The following is a 16719-nucleotide window of genomic DNA, read 5'->3' on the forward strand; positions in this document are numbered from 1 at the left end:
CAAACGATTGCACGACAAATTTAATTATTCAGCGGCTGGAGGTGGAAACCACCGAGCGGCAGCAATCACATCTCAAATGTCACAAAATCGTAGCAGGCCGTTCCAATCCATCATCGTACTTGGCCATCACTTAGTCACCCTCCATAAAACTGAGATCAGGCAGACGATCAAGGTTATCTGAATAGCGTTTGAGGTTGAACTGACTCTGATTTTTCATCACGTCAAATACTTCAATCGCGACCGCACATGCCATCATAGCAACGGCATCTTCCCTTTCTGTTCCTGTCATTGTCAGTCTCATAAGCGTTTCTTTTGTTTTTCGAGGTTGCCCATCAGACAGCTGGTTTTCTACGATTTCTATCAATTCGTCTTCTTCAAAAATTTGGGGCTCTTTACTCATTTTTATTCACTGATTCGCTTCTCACATGGCACAACTATGCCATAGATAAGATCGTTATACTTGATAAACCTTGTGCCCCAAACACAGTGCCACAACACACAATTGTGAGAACGCTCTCAGATCTGTCCCCTTGCCATGGTTTCTGTTAGAATTTGCTTCCAGTTAATTGATGTGGTGTTAAGTAATGTCCGAGAACGGTACTGACAACAGTAAAAAGAAAGTTATCGTGGGTATGTCAGGTGGCGTAGATTCATCCGTATCCGCTTATCTTCTCAAACAACAGGGCTATCAAGTTGAAGGTCTGTTTATGAAAAACTGGGAAGAGGATGACAACGAAGAATATTGTACAGCAGCCGAAGATTTGGCTGATGCGCAATCTGTATGTGACAAACTCGGAATCCATCTACACACAATCAATTTCGCTGCTGAATACTGGGATAATGTTTTCGAATACTTTTTGGAAGAATACAAAGCGGGCCGAACTCCCAACCCTGATATTCTTTGCAACAAAGAGATTAAGTTCAAGGCGTTCCTTGATTTTGCGGATGATGTCTTAGAAGCGGATTTCATCGCGATGGGCCACTACGTTCGTCGTACCTTCCCGACCAACAATGAACCGCCAAAAATGCTTCGAGGGCGCGACAGTAACAAAGACCAAAGTTACTTTCTGTATACGCTGAGCAGCGCGCAGGTAGACAAGAGCCTTTTTCCCGTGGGAGAGCTTGAAAAGCCAGACGTCCGTCGAATTGCAGAAGAACAAGATTTGATCACTGCGAAGAAAAAGGACTCAACGGGCATCTGTTTTATTGGAGAGCGTAAGTTTACCGATTTTCTCTCGCGTTACCTACCGGCTCAACCGGGCAAAATTGAAACACCAGAAGGTAAAGAAATTGGCGAACATCAAGGCTTAATGTACCACACACTTGGTCAGCGAAAAGGATTACATATTGGCGGACAAAAAGGGGGCGGCGGAAACGAAGAACCTTGGTATGTCGCCGATAAAGATCTGAAGAGAAATGTACTTATCGCGGTTCAGGGGGCGGAACATCCCTTACTGAAATCTCAAGGATTGATCGCCTCTCAGCTTCATTGGGTGGATCGTGAAGTAATTAAAGAAACCTTACAATGCTCCGTGAAAACACGCTATCGTCAATCTGATATACCATGTACTATCACTCCGATCGACAAAGATACGATCAAGGTGATCTTTGATGAACCGCAAATCGCTGTCACTCCAGGGCAATCCGCCGTTTTCTATCAAGGCGAGGTGTGCTTAGGTGGCGGTATCATCGAACAGCGGATTTAACAAAGTCGTAATTATCAGGAGTAAAATTAAGTGGCCAACACTCTTTATGACCGTACCATTGCATTTGCTGGAATTTGCCAAGCCGTCGCTTTAGTGCAACAAGTCGCGAAAAACGGTTGCTGCGACACTGATGCATTTGAAACCTCCATTAAAGCCATACTGAATACTCAGCCAAATAACACAGTCAGTGTCTTCGGCCGTGAGTCAGAACTTAAAATCGGTCTAGAATGCCTTGTTAAAGGTATCGATAGCACACCTTCAGGCAGTGAAATTAGCCGCTATCTTATTGGTTTAATCGCATTAGAGCGGAAGCTCAGTGGCCGAAAAGATGCGATGTCTCAGTTGGCCGACCGTATTCAAGTGCTAGAACGTCAGACTGAACATTTTGACTTGTTTGACGATCAGATGATCAGCAATTTGGCCAGCGTCTACCTCGATGTCATCAGCCCAGTAGGACCAAGAATTCAGATAACCGGCTCCCCCTCAATGTTACAGCAATCCGCAAATCAACATAAAATTCGAGCACTGCTGTTATCTGGTATCCGCAGCGCCGTGCTTTGGCGACAAGTTGGTGGGAAACGACGTCATTTGATATTCGGTCGCAAGGCCATGCTAGAGCAAGCAACAAAGCTGCTTGCCCGAGTATGACCCCCACTTTCACCTTAGCAGTGAGTAATCCAATTTTTTAAGCCAAGACAACCCAAGGGCAAACGTTTGCGCAATATGCGTGACAATGTTCCATGTTATTGGTATAAACGCACAAAATTTAGAAACACAATTCAGGAGAACATCATGGAACTGTCAGCATTGACTGCTGTTTCACCAGTAGACGGCCGTTACGGAAGTAAAACGATGGCATTACGCAGCATCTTTAGTGAATTTGGACTACTAAAGTACCGCTCTATCGTTGAAATTCGTTGGTTACAAAAGCTTGCAGCAACTGATGCAATCAAAGAAGTGCCAGCATTCAGTGCAGAAGCTAACCAGTTTCTTGATGAACTAGCCGCTAACTTCAGCGAAGAAGACGCTCTGCGTATCAAAGAGATCGAGCGTACGACGAACCACGACGTTAAAGCCGTTGAATACTTCTTGAAAGAGAAAGTTGCTGGCGTTCCTGAGCTTCACGCAGTTAACGAATTCATTCACTTTGCCTGTACTTCTGAAGACATCAACAACACATCTCACGCGCTTATGCTTAAAGAAGCTCGTGACACTGTGATTCTTCCAGAAATTCGTAACGTAATCGATGCTATCAAGGCACTTGCGAACGAGTACCGCGATATTCCTCTACTGTCTCGTACACACGGTCAGCCAGCTTCTCCTTCTACTATGGGTAAAGAGATGGCGAACGTTGCGTACCGTATGGAACGTCAATTCAAGCAAATCGAAAGCGTTGATATTCTAGCGAAAGTCAACGGTGCAGTCGGTAACTACAACGCTCACCTTTCTGCCTACCCTGAAGTTGAATGGCACCAGTTCAGCGAAGAGTTCATCACTGAATCTCTTGGCGTAACTTGGAACCCGTACACAACTCAAATCGAACCTCACGATTACATCGCTGAGCTATTCGACGCTGTTGCTCGTTTCAACACTATCCTTCTAGACTTCGACCGTGACGTTTGGGGCTATATCGCTCTTGGTCACTTCAAGCAGAAGACTATTGCTGGCGAAATCGGTTCTTCTACAATGCCACATAAAGTTAACCCAATTGACTTCGAAAACTCTGAAGGCAACCTTGGACTAGCAAACGCAGTATTTAGCCACCTTGCACAGAAACTTCCCGTTTCTCGCTGGCAACGTGATCTGACTGACTCTACGGTTCTTCGTAACCTAGGTGTTGGTGTTGGCTACGCGATCATTGCATACACTTCCACTCTGAAAGGTATTAGTAAGCTAGAAGTTAACCGTGAAGCACTACTTGCTGAGCTAGACAAGAACTGGGAAGTACTCGCTGAACCAGTACAAACCGTTATGCGTCGTTACGGCATCGAGAAGCCATACGAGAAACTAAAAGAGCTAACTCGTGGTAAGCGTGTCGATGGCGAAGGCATGCGTGCATTCATCGACGGTCTTGAAATCCCTGCAGACGAGAAAGTGCGCCTGAAAGAGATGACACCAGCGAATTACATCGGTCAAGCAATCGAGCTGACTGACAAGCTGTAATAACGATGGTGTTTACTGACGGGCCTAATAGGGCCCGTTTTTTACCCAGAAATAAAACAGGTCAGTCAACTACCGTCATTTCTGCTCAGTGTTTTTGAAAAAACAACGTGATTTTCCCCACTTCTACCCCCAACTTTCGAATGCTCGTTAAATTAAAAACGTGCTTGTCATCTTGCCGATAAAGCCAGTCGTCAAACGTCACCTCCACTTCTGAGCCATTCACGTTAAGGGTAAAGTCGTACTGCCAATGCAAAACATTACCCACTTCTTGTCCCTTCGCTACCCCAACAATATCATCGGCTTTGCCTTGGTAAAGACCCGAAATGCCCTTTTCGATCAACCAGATACGCTGATCAATTTCTCCGTCGTCAAAAACGAAATCTTCAACCAGTCTTAGGGTATTTCCCTCTACCGTTCCATTAATGGTCACTTCAAAGCGGCGAGTTTGTTTGCCTGTATAATCTTGAATCATCCCCCAAGCGGTCACATCACCTTGAAAATAGTCAAACAGGTTAAAGGTGGGAGACGTCTGTTTGTAGTCTTTCACATCAGCACTGCACCCACTGACGATCACAGCAATAAAGAGCCAAACCACAGAGACCCATTGTTTCATATTACTCACCAATTAGTTGTCGCCTTAAACGCGGATAGTCGGAATCTGGCGACAGCCAGATGGCAAGAAAGGCATCATTAAGATGGGGGTCATTGACAACCCCTATGAGCTGATTTTTGTCGCCTTGATCAGAAGAATGAAAGAATCGTCCAACCACACCATCCGTCACGTAGGTCAAATTATGCCCCCTTTCGATATCAGGAAAAATGCTTTCAAGTTGTGCGACCCATTCTGCGGTCTCAAGATAACCCAGCTTTTCCCATTGCTCCTGCGTCGCTTTTATCAATTGGCGTTGGCTAATGTCCCGTTGATAATTAATGGAAAGTGCCAAAGGATGAGGAGTGATATCTTCTCCTTGCTGATACCGTCCAGAAGGGGTCAGCAATTGGGAACGATAAACGTCGAAGAAAAGAACACTGAGTTGAGCATTGCCCACTTCCTTCCAATCCGACCAGTTTTTCGATTTTGACCCTAAGGATGCAGCGGCGAAATTGGAGAATACCGCACTAAACATCATGCTCAGAATGCACAACCGTTTTTTTAAGATCATAACCAAACACCTTGACGATAAGGGTCATCAACATTACCCATTCAACCAGTAAAACACACAGCGTATTCAAAGTATTAAGAGGGAATGCAACCGCGCCCAACTTATAACCCGCAAAATAACTCAACACCCCAGCGCAGCCTCCGACAATAGATACGAGTGCTATCGGGTATCGGGTCAATAGTGGTGCAAGAAAATACGCGTACCAAACAAAGATCAGCCAAAGTGCAACTAACCAAATGGGGAAGCCGCCTTGGTAAAAGCTGAAAAGACCAAACACCATGTTGCCAACGTCAACAACCACCCCGACCACAGACAACAACAACAATCGGAAAAGCTTAATCGACATTACCGAATAACTGTATATATAGGTTGCCAACACCATGACGACCAGCAACCATTGCAAGCTTTCTTTACCAAGAATCGCCACAAACCAGAGGCTTTGAAACCAACAAGAGTAAATAAGAAGACGCCACGTGCTCATATCAAGGTTTCTCAAATGTCATATGTACCGTACTAATACGCTTCGCATTAAAACCGCCTTCACAGTAGCAAAAGTAATAATTCCACATACGGATGAAACGCTCATCAAATCCGAACTCTCGCACTTTACCTTCCGCTGCATTGAAACGCTTTCGCCATTCTTTGAGGGTTTGAGCATAATCTAAACCGATATCAAATAGGTCCCTTAAAATAAGGTCACTGTGTTTCGTCGTCGCTTGAGTTAATGCCGTCACCGAAGGAAGGAACCCTCCCGGAAAAATGTATTTTTGTATGAAGTCGACATGGCTGGAATAATAATCATACCTTTGGTCTGCAATGGTGATCGCCTGAATCGCCATCAAACCGCTAGGGCGGAGTAAAGACTGACACTTTTCTATATACGACTGGAGGTATTCTTTCCCTACCGCTTCGATCATCTCTATCGACACCAACTTATCAAATGTCCCTTTCAAAACTCGATAGTCTTGTTTGAGCAAAGTTATTTGACCTTCAAGTCCTCTGTGCCTGATCTTTGTTTTGGTATACTCATATTGCTGCTGAGAAATCGTCGTCGTGGTCACTTTACAGCCAAAGTTCTCCGCCATAAAAATCGCCATTGCACCCCAGCCCGTCCCAATTTCAATAACATGGTCAGTAGACGTCAGCTTGAGCTGCTTACACAACCGCATCATTTTATTGATTTGCGCTTGTTCAAGTGTGTCGTATTCTTGTTCAAAACATGCCGCTGAATACAACATTTCATCGTCTAAAAAAGTGCTGTAGAGATCATTACTGAGATCGTAATGGGCACTGATATTGGCTTCCGCTTGCTTTTGGGTATTGCGATTAAACCAGTGGCCCCATTTATAGGATAAACGAGCGAGTAAACTATTGCGTTTTGCCATCGCATCCATTGTTTTCAAATTGAGTGCCATCACTTCTATTACGGTCGTCAAATCAGGGCTATCCCACCAACCGTCCATATAAGCTTCTCCTGCAGAGATACTCCCTCCTTTCAAGAGTCGCACATAAAAATCTGGATCTTTAACATCAATCACCGCATGCAGCCCACCGGTTTGACCAAATTCCATTACCCTTTTGGACGGTTCTTCTTGGTATGACTCTATCAAAGTCAACGCTCCAAAAGACAGCCTAGATAGAAAATTGACTATCAGGCTCCGAGAGGTTTTCTGTATGGCACTTAATGGTTTTGGATAAGGCAAAGTTTGGGCATTAATCATAGTGTTGCTCCTTAACCTCTTGTCTTAATTTAGTCTGTTCAGAGCTTGGGGTTAGTTTATTGTCAGCATCGTCATGGCCAGTCTCGTTCGTCTGCCGATTAGAATCAGGGTGAGGATAAAAGGGCGCCCCTTTACGCCAGAGTTTGAAAGCATGCCAATAGATACCCAATAGCATCTTTATCGCCATGGAGGGTGTCGACATCAAGTGAGTTGCCAAGTTTCTTGACGTGAATGGCTGCTTAACCATACTCAGGGTCGCATCAAATTCCTTGTGTTCTCGATGGCATTCGAGGTGCACTGATAACGCGTTATTCAAAGGCTTTAACTTCCATCGATATTCTTGGTTAATCGGATTAAAAGGAGAAACATGAAACGCTTTGTCATGTCTCCATTGCTTATCATCAGCAGGTATGGCGTAGTAATGCTTTTGATTCCAAGGCGTATTACTGACTTCCGCAAGAACATAACGCCAAACACCTTGATGACTATAAACATAGTAGAAGTTGACTGGACTGAAATAGAGCCCCAGATAACGTAGGTGGATAACGGCCTCTACACGCCCAGTTAACCTTTCTTTTGTCAGCTCGAAAACTTTGTCTAACACCGCTTGTTTCAAGTCCCCTTTCCCGACGTAGTCCGAGCGTTTAAAACGCGCCCAATGCCACCACTTTTTCCCAAACCCCCATACGCTTTTCTCCACATCATCAATATGGTCCAGATCCAGACAGGGCATAAAGAGCGGGTAGACAAGTCGATGCAACATGGGCGAAAATCTCCTGTGCCTCACTTGCCCGACCAACAAAGCACTCGTGTTTTTCATCACGCAGCCCCTCGATGAAGTGCATCACGAGCCTCAATGTCCATGACAACATCCAATGCACTCCTGACACCATCTTCGTGGAAACCGTTATACCAATAAGCCCCACAAAACCAAGTATGATGAGCGCCATTGATTTCAGATCGCCTCTGTTGGGCACGCATGGATTGCTGACTAAATACAGGGTGATGGTAGGTAAATGTCTTCACAATCTTTTTCTTATCAATCTGATCGAGGCTATTGAGTGACACACAGAAGGTCACAGGCGCATCAATATGCTGAAGAATATTCATGTTGTACGTCAACATCGGCGGGCGATGCTCCTCGCCTGCAGACCCATCCAGCCAATAGTTCCACGAAGCCCAAGCCTTTCTACATTTCGGTAATAGCTGGTCATCAGTATGCAGCGTCACCTCGTTGGCCTGATAGTCAAGCTGGCTCAAAATCTCCTTTTGGGTGGTATCTGCCTCTTCAAGCAACGCAAGAGCCTGATCGCTATGACAAGCAAAAATCACTTCATCATAGCGGTGACGTTGCCCATTGACCTCAACGCTCACGCCTCTTGCATCACGCTGAACGGATCGAACGGGTGTAGAGAGCTGTATTTTTTCGGAAAAAGCTTCAATTAAAGGCTTGATATACGCTCGCGAGCCACCTTCAATAACGTGCCACTGAGGTCGGTTTGTCACATCCAATAAGCCATGATTTAGAAAAAAACGCGCAAAAAAAGACAGCGGAAACGCTCTCATATCCGCTAACGTTGACGACCAGATCGCCGCCCCCATGGGTAAGATATAATTGTCACAGAAATAATGGCTAAACCCATGCGTCGTGAGAAACTGCCCTAGCGTTAGTTCACTATTTTTGTCCGTTTCAACCGCTTTTTTGACGCGCTTATTGAAGCGTAATATCTCGTAAATGAAGGCATAGAATCGCGGATTAAGCCAGTTTCTTTTTTGCGCAAACAAGGTCGACAAGGTATGGCCATTGTATTCTAGACCACAGTCATCATTACGAACACTGAAGCTCATCTGCGTCGGCCGACCTACAACACCAATTTCGGCCATTAATGCCATGAAATGAGGATAAGTCCTGTCGTTATAAACAATAAATCCGGTGTCGACAGCATACTGTTTTCCTTGATGTGTGACATCAATAGTCGCCGTATGCCCACCAATGTAGTCGTTGGCTTCATACACAGTAATATCGTGTTTTTTATTAAGATAGTAGGCACAGGTAAGCCCTGAAATTCCCGTCCCGATGATTGCGATTTTCATTTCAGCCCCCTCTAATTAGACATTTTTTTTGCGCTGATTAAATACTGCCAGCGATAGGGCAAAGCGCCAAACAGACGCAGCAGTAAAGTAAACCGCTTGGGAAAATAGATATGAGATTTTCCTTTTTCTAACCCTACTCGTATCGACATTGACGCTTCTTCTGTGGAGACCATCATAGGCATTTTAAACGTGTTTTTGTCCGTCAGTGGGGTCTTAACAAAACCGGGGTAAATAAGGGAAACTGCGACGCCCTTTTTACCCAGATCCAGTTGTAATGCTCGCCCCAGATAGCTCACCGCTGCTTTTGATGCGCCGTATGCTTCAGCTCGCGGCAGGGCGACCTCACTTGCAATGGACCCGACCAGAGCAAGTCTGTCTCCCACCTTGAAGCCATGCTGACAAGCTTCTATCACATTGACGACACCCAAAACATTAATATCCATCACACGCTTGACTAACGCCGCGTCCATAACGCCATGATCGATATACTCACAATCCCCAGCATTCAAAATCCACAAGTTGGGTTGCTTGTCCAGTTTTGACAGCATGTCTTTGGTTTGAACAAGATCGGTAATATCAAAACTTATTGTCTCAATCAGCGGCGAAAATTGACGCAGGTTGTCAAGCGCTGAGACGTTTCGACCGCATGCGATCACCTGCCAACCACTCAACGCATAATCTTTAGCCAGTTGCTTGCCGATCCCCGACGTCGCACCCGTGATCAAAACGCAGTTCATTGCCCCAACCTCTTCTTGATGGATTTTATTACCGTCCCAAGTAATGGGAGGTTCTCATACAGCATTTCGCCTAAATCAAAGTAGTCTCGATGATACACTACCCGCCCCTGAGCAAACTTTAAGTGGCTGACACCATTGACTGTTATCGCCTGACCACTTTGCAGTTTTGGGTGCTCCAACGTCATCACCCAAGTCAGGAACCCAACCTCCCCTAACTGCTGATGTTCTTTGATGTCAAACTGACATCGATTCACATTAGTGTACAACGTATCAAAATAGGCCTTGAGTGAACTCCACCCTTCGAGTCGATGCGCGCCGTCTTCAAAGATGACATCATTGTGGTACACATCATGAAGCAGGTGCAGATTGTTTTTGTTCAATTGCTGATAGATATGACCGACTGATTCGACGTCCATGCATCCCCCAATGTTGTACAAAATATTTTTTTGTATAATGCATATCAGAATAGATGAGCGCTGATCGTTATACAAATATTTTGTCTGTAAAAGTTTAATCAGGTTTTTACTACGGCCAATCAGGTCGGTAGGATCAAAAAAGGCCCGAGATAAACTCAGGCCTTTTAAATTAAATCATTTGGTTAGCTGTTTCGAAGGGCTTCAATACGCTTATCTAACGGAGGGTGACTCATAAGCAACTCAGTCACCGAACGTTTACCATTGATACCAAAGGCCATCATCGAGCCTTCAAGTTGCGACTCATGACTGATTTTGAGGCGTTCAAGTGCGGCAATCATTTTGTGCTTACCGACCAACTGTGCCGCCCCAGCATCGGCGTGGAATTCACGATGACGGCTGTACCACATAGTGATAAAGCTCGCCAAAAAACCAAATACCATTTCAAGTACCATAGAGACACCAAAGTAAACAAGGACATTACTCCCCCCTTCTTCTCTATCTCCATTGGAAGACACCATATTTGCAATAAAGCGCGATAAAAAAATGACAAAAGTATTCACCACACCCTGCAGTAACGTCATGGTGACCATGTCACCGTTGGCAATATGGCTGACTTCATGAGCCAGCACCGCTTCCGCTTCATCACGAGTCATGTTGTGCATCAAACCCGTTGACACTGCGACAAGAGAATCATCACGTTTCGCTCCGGTAGCAAACGCATTGATGTCAGAGGCCTCGTAAATCGCCACCGTTGGCATACCAATACCTGCCTGATGCGACTGACGACGCACCGTTTCTAACAACCAGTGTTCCATCTCATTTCGTGGGCTTTCAATCACCATTCCTCGCACTGAGCGCAGCGCCATACGCTTCGACAGCATCAAAGAAATAAGTGAGCCACCAAAGCCAAACACGGCCGCCATAATCAATAAACCAGACAAACTGCCTGGTTTTAGGCCGGTCACGGCATAGACAATATTTAACACAACACTCAAGACCAAGATAACGGCCAAGTTCGTTGCCAAAAACAACATTACACGCTTCATTATTTTTCTCCGAAACTAAAAGCTTTCTCTAATTTTTAAACCCAAAATGATTATTTACAAAACCACTTCAAACATATCGTTGTCGCTAAAGCGTTTATTTATGGTTACTAGATACAGTCTATCCCTTTCCAACACAAGGGCTAGGCACAAATTGAAACATTTGTTTTCGACAAAACAACCAAGATATTCACATGGTGAATATTGGAAACGAAAAGCAAAAGCTTTGATAACAATGCGTTAGACTTTGGTCTTATTGTAGCTGGATTTGTTCGTGGTAAATTGAGGACAAAGTAAAATCCACAGGCAAAAGGACAAAAATCATGGTTGAGGCTAGCAACTATCAAATGGCAATTGACTTACTTTGTTGCCATCTTGGGATTTCACAGCAAGATGCAATGGAACAACTCGGGCTGGCTTCAAAGCAAGAGAATCAAAGCCACATCTCGGATATGCAGCAAGCATTGGTGGGCATAGACGTAGAAAAGTAACCACACCCGCTCAGTATTGTGAAAGTAAAGGCTGCCAACGGGCAGCCTTTACTTGTTGATTATTCCTTGGCGACCAAGGCGTCAACATCAATATACTTTCCTAATTTTTTGTGCTTTATGCTCGGGACATAAGGAATTTCACCCAACTTTGGCGCACCAATTTTCTCGCCTAGCATCATAATAATATCCGTATAATGCTCAGTATCCGGATGAGTCAGATTCGCCACCCAGCCGACCACATCAAGGCCATCCGCTTTAATCGCCTCCATGGTCAGCATAGCGTGGCTCAGGCAACCAAGCTTAATACCCACAACCAACACAACGGGCAGCTTTTCTTGCTGAACCCATTGCGACAAACAATCGGATGCACTGATCGGAACTCTCCATCCTCCAGCGCCTTCAACCAAAACAACATCGGCTTTGTCCTTGTGTCTGGCCAGCGCTTCACTCAGAACCGAATATTGTATCTCCACGCCCTCTTTTTGCGCCGCGATATGGGGAGATGCGGGTAAATGAAGCGCGTAAGGATTGGCATCTTCATAGTCGACATCCAATGTCGAAGCACTTTGAAGGTAGAGCGCATCAGAATTACGATACCCCTCACCCATATCTTGACTCCCCGCGGCAACGGGCTTGTAGCCAATCGTTTTAAATTCTTTGTCCGCCAACGCATCGAGAATAGCTCTCGAAACGACGGTTTTGCCAACGTCAGTATCCGTCCCTGCAATAAAAAATGCATCAATCATAGATAAATTACCCCTAAGCAAACCTGATAAGTAGCCGGCACAAGGCCCTGCTGGTTCCGGTACAACTGATACGCTTTCTCCACTTGAATCAAAGAATGACGACGCGTTAACCCATGAGAACGGCCACTCACATAGTTGGCGCCAATCCCTTTTAGGTCACGCATCAAAGAAAATGCACTGTCATACCAGACGGTGATAGCGGGCAAGTCTAAATCATGCTCGCTGCAATCCGCTTGCGCTAACGCAATGTTTACCTGATTGAGCGTGACAAAATGATTGACGTGTTGATATGAATCAATTGATGCCCAAGCGCGTTTGAGTTCTTTGAGAGAACCCTCCAGCAAGGTCGAAAACACCAACTGCCCACCGGGTTTCGTCACCCTGCGCATTTCTTTAAGTGGTCTCGATAAGTCCTGGCACCACTGAAGTGCGAGACTCGAGAAGACATAGTCAAACGTATTGGTTGCCATTGGCAGAGACTCTGCATCACCTTGCTGGTAGATAACGTCTTTCTGACCACATCGTGTCTTGGCCATAAGCAACATTTCAAGGGAAAGATCGCAACACACAACATTCGCGCCCCGTTGGCGAAGTTCTTCAGAAAAAAAACCCGTCCCGCAACCTAAATCCAATACCCTTTTACCACGCAGGTCATGGGGCAATTGCGCCAAGAGCTGATGGCCTACATCTCTCTGGAAAGAGGCGTGGGCATCATAGGTATGCGCTGCCCGACCAAATGCTTCTGCGATCGCGGTTTTATCATCAAGGCCGACGTCGAGATCAACAATCGCCTGCTCCATTAATTCACCTTTTCCATTGTTTTCTCAAAATCATGGGCCAATGCCCTAATATGCTGACGTGTATGATTGGCAGACAGTGTTATCCTTAAGCGTGCGCTATTATTGGCCACCGTCGGAGGACGAATCGCCGTCAGCCAATGACCCGATTGCTTAAGAGCTTCAGACGCTCTCAGCGCCCGTTGTGACTCTCCCAGCAGTAAAGGTTTGATGGGTGTGGTCGTCATCTGGTAACCCTCAAATTGGCCAAAATACTGGTCGTATTCATCTTGCAGCTCCGCCAATTTGTCTCTGCGCCACTGTTGGGTGCGCACCATATCTATCGCGTAGGTAAGGGCGTAAGCTTGGGAAGGAGGCAACGCCGTAGAGTAAACGTGGTGGCGTGCAAATTGGGTTAAGTAATCACCCACTTCCTCACTGCACAGTATTGCCGCCCCAGAAAGGCCGAGCGCTTTGCCAAAAGTGACCACCAATAAATCAGGCTGAATACCCGCGCAATAACAACTACCCCGCCCTTGTTCACCCATAATGCCGACCCCATGAGCATCGTCCACCATAAACCAAGATTTATCTCGCACGAGCGTATTCATCTCCGCGAGTGGCGCTAAATCACCGTCCATACTAAACACGCCCTCTGTCACCACCAAGGCCGGTCCCGTCATTAACTTTTGCAAATGATCAGTGTCGTTGTGGCGGAAGCGCTTCATCGTCGCCGGAGAAAGCAGCCCTGCTTCCATTAACGATGCATGATTGCGCTTATCCTGTAACAGTAGGTCGCCCTTCTCTAACACACTGAACAACAAGGCTTGATTGGCAGAAAAGCCCGAACTGAACAAAATGGCGCGTGAATACCCGAGCCAGTCGCAGAGTGCAGATTCGAGGTTTTGATGGGCCGGAGAGAAGCCCGTGACCAAGGGCGATGCAGCACTGCCATTGCCAAACAGGCTCAATCCTTTGCTCCACGCTTGAGCCAGTTGCTTGTCCGCCGCTAGCCCAAGATAATCATTGCTCGAAAAGTTCACAAAAGACTGGTTGCCACGGTGTAAACTGACCGTATTCCCCGAACAAACTGCCTGCACACTTCTCGACAAATCGTGCGCTTTTCGGTGTTGTAGGGCTTGTGCTATTCGATGATTAAACGGTAGCATCGTAAAACAAATCATCGGCCTCAGGTCTTGCAGCAACACGCTCCACAACCCTGTCTAACAAATCATTTTCTTCGATTTCATCCGGACGTTGCGATACTTGTTGGCTATTGATACCCAGTTTGTTAAACAACTGCATATCTTTATCTTCGGTCGGATTTGGCGTCGTCAGCAACTTACACCCATAAAAGATCGAATTTGCCCCCGCCATAAAACAGAGTGCCTGCATTTGCTCATTCATATTTTCACGACCTGCGGACAGCCGCACAGCCGACTGTGGCATCATAATACGAGCAATGGCAATAAGGCGAATGAAGTCAAAAGGCTCAACATCCTCGACTTCTTCTAAGGGCGTACCTTTGACCTTAACCAGCATATTGATAGGGACACTTTCTGGTTGAGTGGGAAGGTTGGCTAATTCGATCAAAAGACCGGCCCTGTCGTTAGTACTTTCTCCCATGCCAATAATGCCTCCCGAACAGATTTTCATACCGGCATCACGAACATGTGACAGGGTGTCTAATCTGTCTTGATATGTGCGGGTAGTAATAATGCTGCCATAAAATTCAGGGGAGGTATCCAGATTATGATTGTAATAGTCTAGACCTGCCTCAGCCAGCTCTTCGGCCTGTACCGGAGTCAGCATCCCCAAGGTCATACAAGTTTCCAGCCCCATCCCTTTGACGCCTTTAATCATTTCCATGAGGTGTGGCATATCTCGTGATTTAGGGTTCTTCCATGCCGCGCCCATACAAAAACGCGTCGAGCCCGCATTTTTCGCTTTTTTGGCGGCATCAAGTACCTGTTTGACTTCCATTAAACGCTCTTTTTCAACGTCGGTTTGATAGCGAGCACTTTGCGGGCAGTATTTGCAGTCCTCTGGACAGGCTCCCGTCTTGATCGACAACAGCGTACTAACCTGCACATGATTGGTTTGCTGATACTGACGGTGAATAGTTTGAGCTTCGAACATAAGATCCATAAACGGCTTTTCCATCAGTTGCCTGACTTCAGACACCGTCCAGTTATGACGCACTTCCACATGAATTCCTTACGATGGTTATTGGTTTATTAACTTGGCTAGTCTAACTCTAGGGGTTAAACTGTCAACACAATTAAAAATCAAAAGTTTACAACTGATTAAAAAGAAACCAATACGAGCGTTTATTATGGATCTAAACTTCGATCGCAGCCATATCTGGCACCCCTATACTTCAACTCTTACACCACTGACTTGTTATCCAGTCGCTCGTGCACAACAAGTCTTTATTGAGCTCGAAGACGGCCGTCAATTAATTGATGGCATGTCGTCTTGGTGGTCCGCCATCCATGGCTATAACCATGAACACCTCAATCAGGCCGCCCAAAAACAACTCGAAAAAATGTCTCATGTCATGTTTGGCGGGCTCACCCACGAACCCGCCATCAACTTGTGTAAAAAATTGCTGACGCTGGCACCCGATAACCTTGAGCATGTATTTCTCGCTGATTCTGGATCCGTTGCTGTTGAAGTCAGTCTAAAGATGGCATTGCAATATTGGCATGCAAAAGGCGAAAACCGGCCTAAGTTCTTAACTCTCAGAGATGGCTATCATGGTGATACCTTCGCCGCCATGTCCGTCACCGATCCGGAAAATTCAATGCATGCCCTTTACAAAGGGTTTGTCCCCGAACATATCTTTGCGCAATCACCCAACACTGGATTTTCCAAGCCGTGGGCAGACACTGATCTGGATGATTTTGAAGCAAAAATTATCCACCATCATCATGACATTGCCGCCGTGATCCTTGAACCCATTGTTCAAGGGGCTGGAGGCATGCGGATCTATCATCCTACCTTTTTGCAAGGCGTACGCCGCTTGTGTGATCGATACGGATTGCTACTGATCCTCGATGAAATCGCTACAGGATTCGGTAGGACAGGTAAAATGTTCGCTTGCGAACACGCCAACATTAAGCCCGACATCTTGTGTGTTGGTAAAGCCTTAACCGGTGGGTATATGACGCTGTCAGCAACACTGGCATCGAAAGAGGTCGCCGATACGGTCTGCTCAGGGCAAGCTGGGTGCTTTATGCACGGTCCAACCTTTATGGCTAACCCACTCGCTTGTGCCGTCGCCACAGCCAGTATGGAACTGCTAGAACAAAATCACTGGCAAGCCCAAACTCAATCCATTGAGGCGGCTTTTGCTGAGCTTTTACCGCCACTGAACACCTATAAACGGGTTGCGGACGTGAGGTGGCTTGGAGCAATTGGTGTGGTCGAAACCACTTCCCCCGTCAATATGGAGAAAATACAAGCGGTGTTTGTGGAACATGGGGTGTGGATACGGCCGTTCGGCAAGCTCATTTATATGATGCCACCCTTTATTAGTGAGCGCTGGCACATAGAAGCCTTAATCAATGCCGTCACCGCAGTATTGCAGCAACGAGAATGTTTTATTGAATGAGTGATGCCCAACGAGCTTCCATTGCTGAGTCGACGAGAGTAGCCACT

19 protein-coding genes are annotated in these 16719 nt (G+C 46.0%); 5 read left to right on the top strand and 14 right to left on the bottom strand.

Translation table 11 applies throughout. The features are described from left to right. Positions 1–130: 130 nt before the first annotated feature. The gene (locus tag HLM86_RS12120) at positions 131–400 is read right to left on the bottom strand and encodes a hypothetical protein (protein ID WP_076587013.1); all 270 of its coding nucleotides are present in this window, start codon (positions 398–400) and stop codon (positions 131–133) included. A gap of 184 nt (positions 401–584) precedes the next feature. Between HLM86_RS12120 and mnmA the strand changes: the two genes are divergently transcribed. From mnmA to purB, 3 genes are all read left to right on the top strand, one after another. Continuing rightward, a complete protein-coding gene (mnmA, locus tag HLM86_RS12125) occupies positions 585–1706 on the top strand; it encodes a tRNA 2-thiouridine(34) synthase MnmA (protein WP_076587015.1) in 1122 nt (373 codons plus the stop codon). Between the two features lie 30 nt (positions 1707–1736). Continuing rightward, complete coding sequence (hflD, locus tag HLM86_RS12130; RefSeq protein WP_076587017.1) at positions 1737–2354, top strand: high frequency lysogenization protein HflD; 618 nt, start codon at positions 1737–1739, stop codon at positions 2352–2354. A 144-nt stretch (positions 2355–2498) separates the two neighbouring features. Beyond that, positions 2499–3869: an adenylosuccinate lyase gene (gene purB / locus HLM86_RS12135; protein WP_076587019.1), complete on the top strand. Its 1371-nt coding sequence runs from the start codon at positions 2499–2501 to the stop codon at positions 3867–3869. Between the two features lie 85 nt (positions 3870–3954). On the opposite strand, the gene HLM86_RS12140 is transcribed toward purB, so the two are convergent. From HLM86_RS12140 to htpX, 9 genes are all read right to left on the bottom strand, one after another. Next, positions 3955–4482: a DUF3833 domain-containing protein gene (locus HLM86_RS12140; RefSeq protein ID WP_076587021.1), complete on the bottom strand. Its 528-nt coding sequence runs from the start codon at positions 4480–4482 to the stop codon at positions 3955–3957. Position 4483: 1 nt separating this feature from the next. After that, complete coding sequence (locus HLM86_RS12145; RefSeq protein ID WP_342745380.1) at positions 4484–5032, bottom strand: chalcone isomerase family protein; 549 nt, start codon at positions 5030–5032, stop codon at positions 4484–4486. Then, complete coding sequence (locus HLM86_RS12150) at positions 4989–5513, bottom strand: DUF2878 domain-containing protein (RefSeq protein ID WP_076587025.1); 525 nt, start codon at positions 5511–5513, stop codon at positions 4989–4991. The genes HLM86_RS12145 and HLM86_RS12150 overlap by 44 nt, the downstream gene beginning before the upstream one ends. Position 5514: 1 nt before the next feature. Next, positions 5515–6753, bottom strand: a complete 1239-nt coding sequence (locus HLM86_RS12155; RefSeq protein WP_076587027.1) for an SAM-dependent methyltransferase — start codon at positions 6751–6753, stop codon at positions 5515–5517. Continuing rightward, a complete protein-coding gene (locus tag HLM86_RS12160; RefSeq protein ID WP_083949305.1) occupies positions 6746–7573 on the bottom strand; it encodes a DUF1365 domain-containing protein in 828 nt (275 codons plus the stop codon). The genes HLM86_RS12155 and HLM86_RS12160 overlap by 8 nt, the downstream gene beginning before the upstream one ends. Next, positions 7573–8847: an NAD(P)/FAD-dependent oxidoreductase gene (locus tag HLM86_RS12165; RefSeq protein ID WP_170882960.1), complete on the bottom strand. Its 1275-nt coding sequence runs from the start codon at positions 8845–8847 to the stop codon at positions 7573–7575. Before HLM86_RS12165 ends, HLM86_RS12160 begins: the two co-directional genes overlap by 1 nt. An 11-nt stretch (positions 8848–8858) precedes the next feature. Beyond that, positions 8859–9584, bottom strand: a complete 726-nt coding sequence (locus HLM86_RS12170) for an SDR family NAD(P)-dependent oxidoreductase (RefSeq protein WP_076587031.1) — start codon at positions 9582–9584, stop codon at positions 8859–8861. Beyond that, positions 9581–10000, bottom strand: coding sequence for a nuclear transport factor 2 family protein (locus HLM86_RS12175; protein WP_076587033.1), 420 nt, complete (start codon positions 9998–10000; stop codon positions 9581–9583). The genes HLM86_RS12170 and HLM86_RS12175 overlap by 4 nt, the downstream gene beginning before the upstream one ends. Positions 10001–10182: 182 nt before the next feature. Further along, positions 10183–11046: a protease HtpX gene (gene htpX / locus HLM86_RS12180; RefSeq protein WP_076587035.1), complete on the bottom strand. Its 864-nt coding sequence runs from the start codon at positions 11044–11046 to the stop codon at positions 10183–10185. Between the two features lie 320 nt (positions 11047–11366). Here htpX and HLM86_RS12185 point away from each other — a divergent pair, with 320 nt between their 5' ends. After that, positions 11367–11534, top strand: coding sequence for a hypothetical protein (locus HLM86_RS12185; protein WP_170882961.1), 168 nt, complete (start codon positions 11367–11369; stop codon positions 11532–11534). A 59-nt stretch (positions 11535–11593) separates the two neighbouring features. Here HLM86_RS12185 and bioD read toward each other — a convergent pair whose 3' ends face one another. Genes bioD through bioB form a run of 4 tightly spaced genes read right to left on the bottom strand, consistent with a single transcriptional unit; the run spans position 11594 to position 15264 of the window. Then, positions 11594–12280: a dethiobiotin synthase gene (bioD, locus tag HLM86_RS12190; protein ID WP_170882962.1), complete on the bottom strand. Its 687-nt coding sequence runs from the start codon at positions 12278–12280 to the stop codon at positions 11594–11596. After that, entirely contained in the window at positions 12277–13080 is an 804-nt protein-coding gene (gene bioC / locus HLM86_RS12195) for a malonyl-ACP O-methyltransferase BioC (RefSeq protein ID WP_076587039.1), read from the bottom strand. The genes bioD and bioC overlap by 4 nt, the downstream gene beginning before the upstream one ends. Further along, positions 13080–14240 carry an 8-amino-7-oxononanoate synthase gene (locus HLM86_RS12200; protein ID WP_170883002.1) on the bottom strand — a complete coding sequence of 387 codons (1161 nt, stop codon included), beginning with the start codon at positions 14238–14240 and terminating at the stop codon, positions 13080–13082. Before HLM86_RS12200 ends, bioC begins: the two co-directional genes overlap by 1 nt. After that, complete coding sequence (gene bioB / locus HLM86_RS12205; RefSeq protein WP_076587042.1) at positions 14212–15264, bottom strand: biotin synthase BioB; 1053 nt, start codon at positions 15262–15264, stop codon at positions 14212–14214. The genes HLM86_RS12200 and bioB overlap by 29 nt, the downstream gene beginning before the upstream one ends. 127 nt (positions 15265–15391) lie before the next feature. Between bioB and bioA the strand changes: the two genes are divergently transcribed. Beyond that, the gene (gene bioA, locus HLM86_RS12210) at positions 15392–16672 is read left to right on the top strand and encodes an adenosylmethionine--8-amino-7-oxononanoate transaminase (protein ID WP_170882964.1); all 1281 of its coding nucleotides are present in this window, start codon (positions 15392–15394) and stop codon (positions 16670–16672) included. Positions 16673–16719: the final 47 nt, after the last annotated feature.

Source organism: Vibrio ostreicida, from assembly GCF_013074385.2.
GTDB classification, from domain to species: Bacteria; Pseudomonadota; Gammaproteobacteria; order Enterobacterales; family Vibrionaceae; genus Vibrio; species Vibrio ostreicida.